Annotated in this window: 16 protein-coding genes and 1 tRNA gene; 6 read left to right on the top strand and 11 right to left on the bottom strand. The window is 66.9% G+C overall.

The window, feature by feature from the left end:
- The first annotated feature begins 399 nt into the window (after window positions 1-399).
- Entirely contained in the window at window positions 400-1,290 is an 891-nt protein-coding gene (locus QOC76_RS18910; RefSeq protein ID WP_526359151.1) for a PAC2 family protein, read from the top strand.
- 128 nt (window positions 1,291-1,418) lie between these two features.
- Here QOC76_RS18910 and QOC76_RS18905 read toward each other — a convergent pair whose 3' ends face one another.
- Genes QOC76_RS18905 through QOC76_RS18890 form a run of 4 tightly spaced genes read right to left on the bottom strand, consistent with a single transcriptional unit; the run spans window position 1,419 to window position 5,798 of the window.
- Complete coding sequence (locus QOC76_RS18905) at window positions 1,419-2,852, bottom strand: DUF1254 domain-containing protein (RefSeq protein WP_526359149.1); 1,434 nt, start codon at window positions 2,850-2,852, stop codon at window positions 1,419-1,421.
- On the bottom strand, window positions 2,849-3,727 hold the full coding sequence (locus tag QOC76_RS18900; protein ID WP_526359147.1) for an SDR family NAD(P)-dependent oxidoreductase: 879 nt from the start codon (window positions 3,725-3,727) through the stop codon (window positions 2,849-2,851). The genes QOC76_RS18905 and QOC76_RS18900 overlap by 4 nt, the downstream gene beginning before the upstream one ends.
- A 24-nt stretch (window positions 3,728-3,751) precedes the next feature.
- The gene (mshC, locus tag QOC76_RS18895; protein ID WP_526359145.1) at window positions 3,752-4,990 is read right to left on the bottom strand and encodes a cysteine--1-D-myo-inosityl 2-amino-2-deoxy-alpha-D-glucopyranoside ligase; all 1,239 of its coding nucleotides are present in this window, start codon (window positions 4,988-4,990) and stop codon (window positions 3,752-3,754) included.
- Between the two features lie 10 nt (window positions 4,991-5,000).
- Window positions 5,001-5,798, bottom strand: a complete 798-nt coding sequence (locus tag QOC76_RS18890) for a 3'(2'),5'-bisphosphate nucleotidase CysQ (protein WP_526359143.1) — start codon at window positions 5,796-5,798, stop codon at window positions 5,001-5,003.
- A gap of 28 nt (window positions 5,799-5,826) precedes the next feature.
- Here QOC76_RS18890 and QOC76_RS18885 point away from each other — a divergent pair, with 28 nt between their 5' ends.
- On the top strand, window positions 5,827-6,894 hold the full coding sequence (locus QOC76_RS18885; protein ID WP_526359141.1) for a DUF4185 domain-containing protein: 1,068 nt from the start codon (window positions 5,827-5,829) through the stop codon (window positions 6,892-6,894).
- A gap of 1 nt (window position 6,895) precedes the next feature.
- Here the strand turns inward: QOC76_RS18885 and QOC76_RS18880 are convergent, their stop codons facing one another.
- Genes QOC76_RS18880 through QOC76_RS18860 form a run of 5 tightly spaced genes read right to left on the bottom strand, consistent with a single transcriptional unit; the run spans window position 6,896 to window position 10,188 of the window.
- Window positions 6,896-7,711, bottom strand: a complete 816-nt coding sequence (locus tag QOC76_RS18880; protein WP_526359139.1) for an Rv2133c family protein — start codon at window positions 7,709-7,711, stop codon at window positions 6,896-6,898.
- The gene (locus QOC76_RS18875) at window positions 7,695-8,276 is read right to left on the bottom strand and encodes an Rv2134c family protein (RefSeq protein WP_526359137.1); all 582 of its coding nucleotides are present in this window, start codon (window positions 8,274-8,276) and stop codon (window positions 7,695-7,697) included. Before QOC76_RS18875 ends, QOC76_RS18880 begins: the two co-directional genes overlap by 17 nt.
- 21 nt (window positions 8,277-8,297) lie before the next feature.
- The gene (locus QOC76_RS18870) at window positions 8,298-9,005 is read right to left on the bottom strand and encodes a histidine phosphatase family protein (RefSeq protein ID WP_526359135.1); all 708 of its coding nucleotides are present in this window, start codon (window positions 9,003-9,005) and stop codon (window positions 8,298-8,300) included.
- On the bottom strand, window positions 9,002-9,832 hold the full coding sequence (locus tag QOC76_RS18865) for an undecaprenyl-diphosphate phosphatase (RefSeq protein WP_526359193.1): 831 nt from the start codon (window positions 9,830-9,832) through the stop codon (window positions 9,002-9,004). The genes QOC76_RS18870 and QOC76_RS18865 overlap by 4 nt, the downstream gene beginning before the upstream one ends.
- A 44-nt stretch (window positions 9,833-9,876) precedes the next feature.
- A complete protein-coding gene (locus tag QOC76_RS18860) occupies window positions 9,877-10,188 on the bottom strand; it encodes a hypothetical protein (RefSeq protein WP_526359133.1) in 312 nt (103 codons plus the stop codon).
- A gap of 111 nt (window positions 10,189-10,299) precedes the next feature.
- Between QOC76_RS18860 and QOC76_RS18855 the strand changes: the two genes are divergently transcribed.
- The 3 genes from QOC76_RS18855 to QOC76_RS18845 are packed head-to-tail and all read left to right on the top strand — an operon-like array spanning window position 10,300 to window position 12,656.
- A complete protein-coding gene (locus QOC76_RS18855; protein ID WP_526359191.1) occupies window positions 10,300-11,307 on the top strand; it encodes a YncE family protein in 1,008 nt (335 codons plus the stop codon).
- Window positions 11,308-11,329: 22 nt separating this feature from the next.
- Window positions 11,330-11,587, top strand: coding sequence for a DUF5703 family protein (locus tag QOC76_RS18850; RefSeq protein ID WP_526359131.1), 258 nt, complete (start codon window positions 11,330-11,332; stop codon window positions 11,585-11,587).
- A gap of 7 nt (window positions 11,588-11,594) precedes the next feature.
- On the top strand, window positions 11,595-12,656 hold the full coding sequence (locus QOC76_RS18845; RefSeq protein ID WP_526359189.1) for a quinone-dependent dihydroorotate dehydrogenase: 1,062 nt from the start codon (window positions 11,595-11,597) through the stop codon (window positions 12,654-12,656).
- Window positions 12,657-12,745: 89 nt separating this feature from the next.
- On the opposite strand, the gene QOC76_RS18840 is transcribed toward QOC76_RS18845, so the two are convergent.
- Together QOC76_RS18840 and QOC76_RS18835 are read right to left on the bottom strand one after the other, a co-directional pair.
- Window positions 12,746-13,276, bottom strand: coding sequence for a YbhB/YbcL family Raf kinase inhibitor-like protein (locus QOC76_RS18840; protein WP_526359129.1), 531 nt, complete (start codon window positions 13,274-13,276; stop codon window positions 12,746-12,748).
- Between the two features lie 28 nt (window positions 13,277-13,304).
- Window positions 13,305-14,648: a M20/M25/M40 family metallo-hydrolase gene (locus QOC76_RS18835; protein ID WP_526359127.1), complete on the bottom strand. Its 1,344-nt coding sequence runs from the start codon at window positions 14,646-14,648 to the stop codon at window positions 13,305-13,307.
- 76 nt (window positions 14,649-14,724) lie between these two features.
- Here QOC76_RS18835 and QOC76_RS18830 point away from each other — a divergent pair.
- Window positions 14,725-14,810: transfer RNA gene (locus tag QOC76_RS18830), tRNA-Leu, on the top strand.
- Window positions 14,811-14,915 lie beyond the last annotated feature (105 nt).

Here is a 14,915-nt window from a genome sequence, read left to right as displayed (position 1 = left end):
AAGGGCGTTCACGTGCGTTCCTTCCGTAACGGAAGGCGTCCTTTACTCCGTCGAGCGTGGCGGCTACCGGTAGCGACCCGGAACCGTTGCAACGCCTCTCGACCAGGAAAGTCTACGTCGTCACCCGATCGATGTCTGGACGCCCAGTTCATTGCACTCAAGCGACAGCTCGCGAACCTTATCCGCAGTGTCAGCCGCAATGTCGTGCCCCAGAGGTTAACCAGATTGCAGGCGAACGTATTTCGTATCGACCGCGCCCTCGAGGTTGTTGACGTCGTCGAGGGTCGGCTCGTACGGATGGTCGTCCGGAGCAGTCACATAAACAGGGTAGTCCGTCTACCAAATCAGGCTTGCGCGCCATAAGGCTCCCCGAGCCCCCACAAGCCTTACGCTGGCGTAGTGACCCCGTCGGATGCAACCGGCCGCAAGCCCGCCGACCTGCCTGAACTCACCAACACCGTCGTGGTGGCGGCGTTCGAGGGCTGGAATGACGCCGGCGACGCGGCGAGCGACGCGCTGGAGCACCTGGACGCCATCTGGGAAGCCGAGCCGCTTGTCGAGATCGACGACGAGGCCTATTACGACTATCAGGTGAACCGGCCCGTCATTCGCCAGATCGACGGCGTGACCCGTGAGCTCGTATGGCCGTCGATGCACATCTCGCACTGCCGGCCGCCCGGTTCGGATCGCGACATCGTGCTGATGCACGGCGTCGAGCCGAATATGAGATGGCGCACATTCTGCGCCGAGTTGCTGGCCATCGCCGACAAGCTCAACGTCGACACCGTCGTCATCCTGGGCGCGCTGCTGGCGGACACGCCCCATACCCGGCCGGTGCCGGTGTCGGGCGCGGCGTACTCCCCCGACTCGGCCAAGTTCTTCGGGCTCGAGGAAACCCGCTACGAGGGCCCGACCGGCATTGCGGGCGTCTTTCAGGACGCCTGCGTCGCGGCGGGCATCCCGGCGGTGACATTCTGGGCGGCGGTACCGCACTACGTCTCGCAACCGCCCAACCCGAAGGCGACGGTGGCGCTGCTGCGCCGCCTCGAGGACGTCCTCGACATCGAGGTGCCGCTTGCCGACCTTCCCACGCAGGCTGAGGAGTGGGAGGAAGCGGTCAGCGAGATGACCGCCGAGGACGAGGAGATCGCCGAATACGTCGCCTCGCTCGAGCAGCGAGGCGACGCCGAGGTGGACATGACCGAGGTGCTGGGCAAGATCGACGGCGACGCGCTGGCCGCCGAGTTCGAGCGCTACCTGCGCCGCCGCGGGCCCGGCTTCCGGGGTTAGCACCCCTTCCGCGACGGTGCGTGTCGACGCAGCCTGCTGTTCCACGAGCGTGCGCAGACTGCCGTTTCTGCGCGGCGTGTCGGCCGCAGACACGCACGCTCGCCCTGGGGAAGCGGTGGGTTAGAGGGTTAGACCATCTCGGGTTTCGGCGACTTCCACGTGCCGTTGAGCGCATCGGGCTTCGGCCAGTACAGCCGCAGCACCAGCACGAAGGGCCCCTTCGGTGCGGGCAGCCAGTTGGCCTCCTTGTCCTGGCCCGGCGACTCGTTCTGGACGTAGAACGTGTAGCCGCCGTCCTTGTCGGGGACCAGGCTGGGCAGCATCGGCGAATTGATCAGATACCGGTTGATGGGGTTGGCGACCAGCAGGCTCTGCGGCAGTTCGTACATGGTCAGCGACCAAAACGCGTTGACCGGCGGCAGTTGATCCTTGACGAATCGGAACGTGTAGTTGTTCGCTCCGGTCAGCGGCGCGCCGGTGGAGTCGCTGAACGACGCGGGGTAGATGGCTTCCGCGGCGGTGTTTCCGTAGATACCGAGCGCGGCGCCGGCCATCCGGTACAGGTAATTGCCCTTCAGGTCCGCCGCCGTCCCGAAGAAGTCGGCGGAGGTGACCTGGTCGGTGTCGACCTTCTCCTTCTTGAAGGTGTCGAATTCGGCCCACGCGTCAGCCATCCCGTCCTCGACTGCTTTGCGCATTTCGGGGCTGAGCTTGTCGGCGTCGAAGTCGCCGTCGGGACCGATGCCGATGGACGCGAAGCGGTCGCGCATCTCCTTCTCACCGGGTAATACCGGGGCGAAACGCATTGCGAAGCCGAGGATCTCGAAGAACTGGGGCGAGGTCTTCTGCGCCTCGGGTGTCAGCGGCGGAACGAAGTCGATAGCCGGTGCAGGCGCGGGCGGCGGCTGGTTGAGAAAAACCGACAGTGGCGTGACCTGGTAGCCGGCCTGCACCTCCTTGACCTTGTCGATGTCGGACGGGCCGAGGAGCTGCGTGCGGTAGAGCACGAACGCCAGGTCGGTATCGGAGCGAATGACCTCGTTGATGCCCTCGGGTTTGTCACCCTTCCAGTTCGGCCCGGCAAGCAGATACTTACCGCCGCCGTTGCCGGTGGTCCGGCTACCGACGTAGTGGAAGTTGTAGGTGTAGCCGTCGACGAACTGCAGCGAATAGTAACGGTCCTGCTCGATGGGCGGAACCGTCAGTACCAACGGCTCCGTGCGCAAGTCCGCGCCGAGCGCCGAATACGGGGTGTCCGAGTTGGGTGTCTGGACCGCCTTGTCCTCGGGTGTGTAAACCCTTGCGGTGTTGTGGATCTCGTTCCAGCCGCCCTTGTACTCGGGATCCTGGTTGTTGACGAAGTAGGCGTACTGCACCCGGTAGCTGTCGACCATCGGGAAGCCGTAGATGTAGGCCTCCTTCGCGATGGCACGGGCCGCCTCCGGCGTCACAGCGGCCGGGCTTGGCGGCGCCGGCGACTTGTCCGCCTCGTTGGCCTCCTTGCCGCTGCAGGCCGCCAACACGACGAGGACGGCGATCACGACGCCGATGCGGCGAATCACTTCTTCTCGACCTTCTTGGTGCGGGCGCTCATGGAGCGGCCGAGCGCCTCTACCTCGGCGTCCATCTGTGGCAGCAGTTCGGGAACGGACTTCAAAGTGGTGGACTCGCCGAGCCGCGTGGAGAGCAGCGGCTTGAGCCAGCGCATCACCGAAACGTAGTCGGGACAGTAGACATAGCGCTTGCGTGCTTCGATGCCTTTGACGAACGCCTTGCCGCACGCCTCGACCGAGGTCGTCTTGCCGAGCGGGCCAGGCAGCGCGTCGAGCATCTTGCGGAAACTCGGCAGATCGGATTTGGCGTCCCGCACCATCGGGGTGTCGATCCACAGCATGTGCGCGGACCCGACGTCGACGCCGCGGTGGGCCACCTCCAACCGCAGCGCATTGGCGAACTGTTCGACGGCTGCCTTGGCAGCGTTATAGGGAGCCAGCCCGGGCGACGCCGCGAAGGCCGCCGCAGACGACACGATCAACACGTAGCCCCGCCTGTCCATCACCGACGGGAGGGCGGCACGAACGGTGTTGAAAACGCCGACGACGTTGACGTCGACCAGTGTGCGAAACGCTTCGGGATCGACCTTGAGGATCGAACCATAGGTCGCGATGCCGGCATTGGCCATCACGACGTCTATACCGCCGAATCGATCGACCGCGCGGGACGCCACCTGTTCCATCGCCGCCAGTTCGCGGACATCGGCGACGGCGGTGAGCACCCGGTCCTCGCCCAGCTCCTCGCCGATGTCAGCCAACGCGGCCTCGTCGACGTCGGTCAGCACCAAGTCGGCGCCCTTCTCGTGCAGCCGGCGTGCGACTTCCGCGCCCACCCCGCGGGCGCCGCCGGTGATGAGGACGACCTTCTTGTTCACCGCACTCATGCGTGATCCCTTTCGCAAAGCGTTCTACAGCTTGATGCCCAGCAACGCGTCGACGGCCGCTGCCACCGTTCGCGGCGCTACGGTGTCGTGGCCACCGTAAGTAAGCGCATCCGTGGCCCAGCCATCCAGTGCGGCAAGGGCTTTCGGGGTGTCGAGGTCGTCGGCCAGATAGCGGCGCACGCTCGCGATAACGTCGGTGGCATCCGGGCCCGCCTGCAGCGCCGTGGCGTCGCACCACCGCTGCAGCCGGGCGAGCGCCTCCGCCAGCACCGCGTCACTCCACGACCGGTCCGAGCGGTAGTGACCGGCCAGCAACCCGAGCCGGATGGCGCCGGGATCAACACCCTCGGCGCGCAAACCGGAGACCAGCACCAGGTTCCCGCGGCTCTTGCTCATCTTGTGGCCGTCCCAGCTGATCATTCCGGCGTGCACGTAGTGCCGGGCGAATCGCCGCTCGCCGGTGACGGATTCGGCATGCGCGGCGGAGAACTCGTGGTGCGGGAAGATCAGGTCGCTGCCCCCACCCTGGATGTCGAGGCCAGTGCCGATCCTGTTGAGCGCGATCGCGGCGCATTCCACATGCCAGCCGGGCCTGCCAGGACCGAACGGCGACGGCCAACTGGGCTCGCCCGGCCGCTCGGCCCGCCACAGCAGAGCATCGAGTTCGTCGCTCTTGCCCGGACGGCCGGGGTCACCGCCGCGCTCACCGAACAGCCGAAGCATGGTGTCGCGGTCATAGCCCGACTCGTAGCCGAACTGCGCGGTGGCGTCGGCCCGGAAGTAGACGTCGGGGTGCTCCGCATCGTCGACGACGTAGGCCGCGCCGGAGGCGAGCATCTTCTCGACCAGCTCGACGACCTCGCCGATCGCCTCGGTCGCGGCCACGTAGGCGAGCGGCGGGATGACCCGCAACGCCGTCATGTCCTCGGAGAACAGCGCAGTCTCCCGGTCGGCCAGCTCGCGCCAGTCGATGCCGTCGCGGGCGGCCCGCTCGAACAGCGGATCGTCGACGTCGGTGATGTTCTGCACGTAGTTCACCCGAAGGCCCGCATCGAGCCACAGCCGGTGCACGAGGTCGAACGTCAGGTAGGTCGCGGCATGGCCCAGATGGGTGGCGTCGTACGGGGTGATACCGCAGACGTACATGCTTGCCGTTTCGCCCGGGGACACCGGCCTCACCTGCCGGTCGGCGGTGTCGTACAGCCGCAGCTGCGGACCGCGCCCCGCCAAGACCGGAACGCTCGGCGCCTGCCACGACTGCATGGCTTCGACTCTAGAAGGTCCGCCGGGGACCGCCCCTGACGGCCGACCGGATACCGGTCAAGAGCGCCTCGGCCAGCTCCTTGCGGCACATCAACAGGTCGGGCAGATAAGGATCGCGGCGGTTGTAAATGAGGGGCGAACCGTCCAGCCGCGACGCGTGCAGGCCGGCCGCCCGAACCACGCCGGCAGGGGCGGCCGAATCCCACTCCCATTGGCCTCCCGCGTGCAGGTAGGCGTCGACGTCGCCCCTGACCACGGCCATCGCCTTGGCGCCGGCCGATCCGATACGAACCAGCTGGACATCCATCTGGTCGGCGAGTCGCCACAACACCGCGGGCGGGCGGCTCGCGCTGGCGGTGATCCGGATCGGGCCTTCGCTGCGGGGCGCGGGCGGGGTGACGGTGTCGGTGCGGTACACCTGACCGAACGCAGGCAGCGACACCGCCGCGTCGGTTATACCGCCGTCTCGCCCGCTGGAACCGTCTTCTCCCCCGCTCCGCTGCCACAGCGCGATGTGCACCGCCCAGTCGTTGCGCAGAGTGGAGAACTCCCATGTCCCGTCGAGCGGGTCAACGATCCACACCCGGTCGGCCCGCACCCGCGACAGGTCGTCGACGGCCTCTTCCGACAACACCGCGTCGGCGGGGCGTTCGCGCGCCAAGCGGTCGAGGATGAGCGTGTTGGCCCGCTTGTCCCCGGCGTCGCCGAGGTCGTAAGGATCCCAGAACCCTTCCTTGCGCACCTGCAGGAGCAGTTCACCGGCGTCGCGGGCCAGCTCGGCGGCCAGCGCGGCGTCGGTCAGGGTCACAGAAGCAGTATTGCCGAATAATGAGGTGGTGACCGACCGGGGCATCAAGACCGCGCAGGTCGGACCGCCGACCATCAAGGTCAAAGACCTCACCGGCCACGGCAGTTCCGCGGAGCGGTTCGGTGTCGGAGGTACCGATCTCGGCATCGCGGTCGCCCTGGCCGACGGTCGGACCGGATTCATCTTCGGCGACACATTCGACGAGTGCCGCGCGGGAGGACCCGGCTGGCGCAGCCCGGTCATGCTGCGCTCGAAAGACACCTCGCCGCAGACCCTGAACGGCGGCATCACCTTTCACGACGCGGTCGGCGGTGACTACGCCCGGCAACTGTGGGACTACGAACACGACGGGCCGCCGTGGAAGGGCGGCGGGGTCTCGACGGTGCTTCCTGCCGACGCCATCACGATCGACGGCAGGCTCTACCTGTTCGCCATGGTCAACCGCGGCCTGCATAACGTGTTGTGGACCGAGGTCAACTACAGCGACGACTGCGGCGACACCTGGCAGGACGCAGGGCCGGACGCCCGTCGGCTCGGTTCGCACGACGACGGCCGTCAGCAGCTGATCACCTGGGAGCACGACCCGGAAACCGGCTGGGTGTACGTGATCGCCAGCGCATTCAACCGTCGCGAGAACGCCTATCTCTACCGGGTGCGCGCCGACGACCTGCTGGACCGGTCGGCTTGGCATCCGTGGACCGGCGGCTGGTTCAACAGCGACCCGATGCCATTGCTGCCAGCGGGCACGACGGTCGGCGAGATGAGCCTTCGTCGTGTCCAGAACCGTTGGGTCTTCAGCTATTTCGAGTCGAACTCGGGAACCATCCGGGTCAAGGTCCTGAACAGTCCGACCGACGACTTCAAGGCCGCGCCGACCACGGCCGTGTTACGCAACACGTCATGGCCGTCGCCACGGTGCAGTCCCCCTGACGGGTGCACCGCGGGTACCCTCAGCCAGCCCTATGGCGGCTATATCGTGCCCGGCTCCACATTGCGCAACCTGCATCTCGTTGTCAGCCACTGGAACACCACCGATGGTTCCAACTGGCCCTACCGCGCAATTCAGTACCGGCACAACGCGACCCCGCGGCTGTGACTCAGAAGGCGGGCCACGGGATCGGTCGATGCCGGTCGGGTGACGGCATCACCGGATTGTCAAGCAGCGCAACGGCTCTGCGACGCAAGGCAGCCACCTCGCGGCCGGTGATGTGCTCACGCAGCTGCTCGCCGAGCACGCCACGTACGTCGTCGCGCAGTTGGGCGACCGTCTCCAGCGTCTCGTCATCGACGGGCTTGCCCGCCCACCCCCACAGCACGGTGCGCAGTTTGTCCTCGACGTGCAGGCTCACGCCGTGATCGACCCCGTAGACATGGCCGTCGACCGCGGACAGGATGTGGCCGCCTTTGCGGTCTGCGTTGTTGATCAGCACGTCGAACACCGCCATCCGGCGCAGCCTGGCGTCGTCGGCGTGCACAAGCGTGACCTCGTCACCCGCGTAGTCGTAGGCGCGTAGCACCGGCAGCAATCCGGGCGGGATGTGGCCCGCGGGAAGCAAATCGACCAGATCCGGGCCGGACTCGGGGTTCTCGCCGACCTCGTCGCCGGGCTGGTCCACCCATAGCTGCAACATGCCTTGTCCTGCCGGCCCGTCGCGAATGATGGTGTAAGGCACGATGTCCCAGCCCAGCGCCGCCGACACCAGATACGCGGAGCGTTCCCGGCCTGCCAGCGTGCCGTCAGGGAAGTCCCACAGCGGAGCCTCGCCGGCGACCGGCTTGTACACGCAGTGCACCGTCAGGTCGTCGAGGTGTGCCTCGCAGAGAAACGTGGCGTTGCTGGCGGAGCGGATACGTCCGATGACGGTGAGTTCGCCGTGCCGCAACGCCTCGCAGTCGCTATTCCTCGGGTTCATCGTCGGGCTCGAGCAGGCTGCGCCGATAGCCGTTGGTGCGCACACAAATGTGGCCCTCGGGGTCGAGGGGCTCGTCGCAGAGCGGGCACGGCGGCCTGCCGGCGGAGATGACCCGGTTGGACCGAGTCGCGAATTGACGCGCGGACTCGGGGGTGAGGAACACGCGCACGGCGTCGGGCCCGTCCTCGGCGTCGTCGAGCACGACGGACGCATCGAACTCGGTATCGGAGACCGCCAGCAGCTCGACCACGACTGTCTCCGCCTCGGAATCCCAGCCGAGCCCCATCGTGCCGACCCGAAACTCCGCGTCGACGGGCGTGACCAACGGGCTGAGGTCCTCGACGTCCGTCTCGGGCGGGATCGGGGTGCCGAACCGGCGGTTGATCTCCAGCAGTAACGCCGCGATTCGTTCGGCGAGCACCGCGACCTGCTGCTTCTCCAAGATCACCGAGACGACCCGCTTGTCGTGTACCGCTTGCAGGTAGAAGGTGCGGTTGCCGGGCTGCCCGACGGTCCCGGCCACGAAACGGTCGGGTGTGCGGAAGACATGGATTGCGCGGGTCATGGCCCCTCCAAAATACCGCGATCAGTCTGTGGAGCCGCCCACCACCGCGTCGTCGGGCGGCACGTCCTCGGACTTGCCCTCAGTCTTCTCAGCCGGCTTTGCCGTCAAACCCGAAGCAAGTTGGTCGCCGGTGTGATTGACGTGAACCACGAAGGGACGCATCGCTGTGTAGCGGATCACACTCATCGACGCAGGGTCGGCGGTGATGCGCTGGAAGCTGTCCAGGTGCGTGCCGAGCGCGTCGGCCACGATCGCCTTGATCACGTCGCCGTGGGTGCAGGCCAGCCAGAGCACGTCGCCTTCGTGCTTTTCGGCGAGAAGACGGTCATGCTCCCGCACCGCCGCAACGGCGCGGGCCTGTACGTGTGCCAGGCCCTCACCTTTCGGGAACACCGCCGCGCTGGGCTGCTGCTGCACCACCGCCCACAGCGGCTCTGAGACCAGATCGCCGATCTTGCGGCCGGTCCACTCGCCGTAGTCCACCTCGGAGATGCGCTCGTCGGTGATCGGCTCCACCCCGAGGGCGGCCGCCAGCGGCTCGACGGTGCGGCGACACCGCAGCAGCGGTGAGGAGACGATGGCGCGAATCGGCAGCGAACCGATCCTTTCGACCACGCCACGGGCCTGCTCCTGACCCTTGTCGTCGAGGTCGACGCCCTCGCTGCGCCCGGCGAGTGTCTGCGCGGTGTTCGAAGTCGAGCGGCCGTGCCGCAGCAGGATCACGGTCATGTCGCGGCCACCACGCCGGTGCCGAGCAGTATCAGGACGACGGTGCCGAGAACGATGCGGTAGCCGACGAACCAGTACATGCTGTGCCGCACCAAAAACCGCAGGAACCAGGCCACTGCCGCGAGACCGACGACGAAGGCGATGACGGTCGCCACCAACAGCTGGGCGCCGCTGGCGCTCATCCCCTCACCGACGGGATGGAAGGCGTCGGGCAGTGAGAACAGGCCCGAGGCGAAAACCGCCGGGATCGCCAGCAGGAAGCCGAATCGGGCGGCCAGCTCGCGGTCCTGTCCGAGGAACAGGCCCGCGCTGATCGTCGCACCGGACCGGGACACCCCCGGCACCAACGCCAGGCACTGGGCCAGTCCGACGGTCACGCTGTCGCGCCAGGTGAGCTGCTCGACGTGCCTGGTCTGCCTGCCGAAGTACTCGGCGGCCGCGATCACCGCGGAGAACACCACCAACGCGGACGCAATGATCCAGAGGTTCCTTGCGCCCGTGCGAATTTCGTCCTTGAACACCAAACCCAACAATCCGATCGGAATGGTGCCGATGATCACGTACCAGCCCAGGCGGTAGTCGGCGTCACGGGCGGCGGCGTTGAAAAGACCGGTGAACCAGGCCTTCACGATGCGCGCGATGTCGCGCGCGAAGTAGACCAGCACAGCCACTTCGGTGCCGAGTTGCGTTACCGCGGTGAACGATGCGCCCGCGTCGTCGGCGAAGAACAGCCGCGAGGCGATTGCCAGATGCCCCGACGACGACACCGGTAGGAATTCGGTGACTCCCTGCAGCACCGACAACACGATCACTTGCAGCCATGACATCGCCGGCGCCTCGATCACGACGACGACCGTACCGTGAGGTGTCGTCAGCGTGCTGTGCGCGGCACCGGTTGGGCGTTCGCGACCGCGTCACGCACCGCGGCCACCAGGCTGCGTTCGTCGAACAGATCGATGTCACCAGCCTTGCGGGTGGCGCTGGCTATCACGTCCTCGGCCTGCGGCACCAGCCCTGCGATGCGGGGTCGGTAGATCTCGACGATCAGCTGCTGATGTTCGACGTGGAATGAGAAACTGCGGCCCTCATCCAGCTGACCGAATCCGCTGGCGTACAAGCCAGTCGAAATGTCTTCAATCGCAAACCCTTTGTCGGCCGAATCCCGGCTCGGCGCGAGGCTCATGACCAAACCATACCGCTTCGGTCGACGTGCCTACACTTGCTGTTCGATTGCCGTCCACTTCGCACGCACGAAAGCTACCCGTTGCTAACACGTGTCAAACATGCAGGTCACCTGGCGTGTTGTGGTGTGCTCCTCATTGTCGGGTGCGGTGTGACGGCGTGCACATCCAACCCGGCCGACGCGCCGCCGCCGACGATCGCACCGGCGGAGGCGGCGGTGTCTCCCCCGGCGAGCAGGCCACCCGCCGGAGTCGTGCGCCCGCTGGCAGGCCACCCGAGGGCCGTGGTGTTCGACGCTGCCAGCGCGTCGTTGGTCGCGCTCGGCCCCGGCGACAAGACCGACCACGCCGTGGTCACGGTGATGCCTGCGGAAGGCCCAGGTCAGGCCGTGTCACTGCCTGCCGCGGCCACGGCGATAACCGGCGACAACAGCGGCCACGTCTATATATCGACGCGCGGCGGATACTTCCTGGTCGACGTCGCCCAAGGCCGGGTCGACCGGATCCCCGTCGACGGTCAGGCCGGCACCGACTTCACCGCGATAGCCCGCCGCGCCGACGGAAAGCTGGTACTCGGCAGCGCAGACGGTGCGGTTTTCACGTTGAGCTCCGACACGGCGGTCGGCGCGGAGCTCAAGATTTTCGCCCGCGTCGATGCCCTTGTCACACAGAAAAATACGGCCGTGGTGCTCGATCGCGGGCAGACGTCGGTGACCGAGGTCGACGCCAGCGGCAGCAAGGCGGAGCATGCGCTGAGGGCCGGTGAAGGCGCCACCACGCTGGCCGCCGATCCGGCGGGTCGAGTCCTGGTGGCCGACACCAGGGGAGGTGGCCTGCTGGTCTTCGGCACCGACCCGCTGATGCTGCGGCAGCAATACCCGGTGCGGGATGCGCCCTACGGCCTTGCGGGGTCGTCCCGGTTAGCGTGGGTGTCACAGACCACCACGAATACGGTTATTGGTTACGATCTGGCAACCGGAATACCAGTCGAGAAGGTGCGTTACCCCACTGTGCAGCAGCCCAACTCTCTGGCCTTCGACGAGGCCTCTGGCACCCTGTATGTGGTGTCGGGTGTCGGAGCTGGGGTGCAGGTGATCACAGGTGCCGGAGGCGTGCGATGACTGAACCCGCTGGGGCCGGCCGGTGACCGCGGTTCAGCGCGGCCGCATGCCACCTGGCTGGGATGCCGACCTGTCCGACGAGTACGAGTGGGTGCCGCTGCGGCTGCCGCCTGATCTGACCCGCATCAGCGCGTCCACCCGGCTGTCCATCGAAGCGGAGTACCGCGGGTGGGAACTGACTCGCGTCCGGTTGTATACCGACGGCAGCCGTCGAGTGTTATTGCGCCGCATAAAAACCGCCGTCAACAAGCCTGACATCGCCGACCAACCGGCGATGTAGCGCCATGGTGTACCGAGCCGTTCGGCGGGCGTTCTTCCTGGTCCCACCTGAACGCATTCACACCTGGGTGTTTCGCGCACTGCGGGGCGGCACCGCGCCGCGACCGACGCGCCGCGCACTGAAGGAGTGGCTGGCGCCGGACGATCCCGTGCTCGAGAGCACCGTTTTCGGTGTCCGGTTCCCGGGGCCGATGGGGCTTGCCGCCGGATTCGACAAGAACGGCGTCGGGCTGGCCACCTGGGGCGCCCTCGGATTCGGATATGCCGAGGTGGGCACCGTGACCGCGCAGGCTCAGCCGGGCAATCCCCCGCCCAGGATGTTCCGGCTGCCCGAGGACCGGGCGCTGCTCAACCGGCTGGGCTTCAACAACGACGGGGCGGGTGAGCTCGCGCTGCGTCTCGCGCGGCACACCCCCGACGTGCCGATCGGCGTCAACATCGGCAAGACGAAGAGCGTCCCCGCCGAGCGCGCCGTGGACGACTACCGGGAGAGCGCGCGGCTGGTGGGCCCGCTGGCGGCGTACGTCGTCGTGAACGTCAGCTCGCCGAACACGCCGGGGCTGCGCGACCTCCAGGCGGTCGAGTCGCTGAGGCCCATTCTCGCCGCGGTCCGTGAAGAGACGACGACGCCGGTGCTGGTGAAGATCGCGCCCGATCTGTCCGATTCCGATGTCGACGAGATCGCCGATCTGGCCGTCGAATTGGGCCTGGCCGGCATCGTCGCGACCAACACGACGGTGTCCCGCGACGGCCTGGCCACCCCGGGGGTGGATCAGCTCGGCGATGGCGGGATTTCCGGTCCGCCGGTTGCGCGGCGGTCGGCCGAGGTGCTGCGGCGGCTGTACCGGCGGGTGGGCGACCGGCTGGTGTTGATCAGTGTCGGCGGCATCGAATCGGGCGACGACGCCTGGGACCGCATCACATCGGGGGCCTCGTTGCTTCAGGGCTACACCGGCTTCATCTATGGCGGCGGCCTATGGGCCAAGCAGATTCACGACGGTGTCGCCCGCCGATTGCACGAGGGCCGGTTCTCATCACTGGCCGACGCCGTCGGCTCAGCGGTGCGCTAGCTGATGAGTCGCCGAGCGTGCACGGAGTGTCACGACATTACGGCGTGTTGACGAGCAGACGCGCACGCTCGCGGGGTGAAGGCGCGGGGTTAGTTCTGCTCGTAGGTGCCGTGAATGATCGCCCTCGCGATCGCCTGACCGAACAGGTTGAAACCCAGGTATGCCGGGGTGGCGTCCTCGGGCAGATCCAGCTTCTCGGCGCCGACGGCGTGCACGACAACGAAATAGCGGTGCACGCCGTGGCCCTGCGGCGGCGCGGCGCCGATGAAACGCTTCAGACCGGCGTCGTTCGCCAAAGTCATTGCACTGCCCGGCAAGTCGCTGCCATCGCCGACTCCGGCGGGAAGGTCGGTGACGGTCGCGGGCAGGTTGGCCACCGCCCAGTGCCAGAAGCCAGACGCGGTCGGCGCGTCAGGGTCGTAGACGGTGACGGCGAAGCTGCGGGTCTCCTCCGGGAAGCCCGACCAGCTCAACTGTGGGGAAACGTCCGCACCGCCAGCGCCCATGATGCCGCTGACCTGGTCGTTGGACCACGCCTCTCCGTCGCTGAAAGACTCGGAGGTCAGCGTGAACGTCGGAAGCTTCGGCAGGTGGTCGTAGGTGTTGTATGGAAAAGACACGGTAGGCCATTCCTTTCAAATCGTGTGATCAGCAGTGCAGCAGGAAGTGCTCGAGAACCTGGGCGCCGAACGTCAACGCGTCAACGGGTACCCGCTCGTCGACGCCATGGAACAGTGACGCGAAATCGAGCTCGGGCGGCAACTTCAGCGGGGCGAACCCGAAGCACCGGATTCCGAGCGTCGCGAAGTGTTTCGCGTCGGTGCCGCCCGACAGCATGTACGGCACTGTTCGGGCGTCGGGGTCCGCGGCCAGGATTGCCGCGTTCATCGCCTCGAGCAGCTCGCCGTCGAAGGTGGTTTCGTAGGCGGGCAGGTCGGTGATCCACTCGCGGCTGACATCGGGCCCGATGATCTCGTCGACCTCACGTTCGAATGCCGCGAACCTGCCGGGCAGCACGCGGCAGTCGACGACCGCCTCCGCGGTCGCGGGAATCACGTTGGCCTTGTAACCCGCCTTGAGCATCGTCGGGTTGGCGGTGTCCCGCAGCGTCGCGCCGACGATCTTGGCGATCGGACCGAGCTTGGCGATAGCGCCTTCGAGATCGGGCGAGTCCACGTCGAATGTGTAGCCGGTCTCCTCCGCGACGGCCTGCAGGAACTGCTCGACCGCATCGGTCAGCACCACCGGGAACTGGTGGCGTCCCAACCGGGCCGTCGCCTCGGCAACGGCGGTCACCGCGTTGTTGTCGTGCACCATCGATCCGTGGCCCGCCCGGCCGCGCGCGGTCAGCCGCATCCACTTCATCGCCTTCTCGGCGGTTTCGATCAGGTAAAGCGTGCGCTCGCCGCCCTCACGACGCGGAATCGTCAGCGAGAACCCGCCGACCTCGCCGACCGCCTCCGTCACACCCTCGAACAGGTCGGCCCGGTTCTCGACGAGCCACTTGCAGCCGTATTTGCCACCTGCCTCCTCATCGGAGACGAACGCGAACACCAGGTCGCGCGGCGGCACGGTGCCGGAACGTTTGAAGCCGCGGGCGACGGCGATCATCATGCCGACCATGTCCTTCATGTCGACTGCGCCGCGGCCCCAGACGTAGCCGTCGGAGACGGCGCCGGAGAACGGGTGCACGCTCCAGTCCGACGCCTCGGCGGGCACCACGTCGAGGTGGCCATGCAGCATCAGGGCGCCGCGGGACGAGTCAGCACCCTTCAGCCGGGTGAACACATTCGCCCTGCCCGGTGCGCCGGCCTCGATGTACTCCGTCTCGTAGCCGACCTCCTGCAGCTGCTCGGCCACCCAGCGGGCGCATTCCGCCTCGCCCTTCGTCGTCGCGGGATCCCCGGTGTTGGAGGTGTCGAACCGGATCAGCGCACGAACCAGATCAACCACTTCCGCGTCGGGTCTAGTCACAGTCCCCTTTCCTACCACTCGCGGTGCTGCTGGGTTTGAGCCGCGGCCCGCCGATCCGATAGCCTTAGCTGCTCCCGACGGGTTTGGGGGCTAGGTCCGAGTGGCGGAATGGCAGACGCGCTAGCTTGAGGTGCTAGTGCCCTATTAACGGGCGTGGGGGTTCAAGTCCCCCCTCGGACACAATTTCTTAGCTATGCAGGTAGAAAATCCCCTCCAAAATGGGTTGGAGCCGATTTTCGTGTTTGCTGATGCCGATTAGGCCTCGACAGCTGCACCGGAAGGCCA

It is taken from the genome of Mycobacterium sp., from assembly GCF_032159565.1.
Classification (GTDB): Bacteria; Actinomycetota; Actinomycetes; order Mycobacteriales; family Mycobacteriaceae; genus Mycobacterium.
Note: the sequence above shows the minus strand (reverse complement) of the source record. Positions and strands in the feature narration are given on the sequence as shown.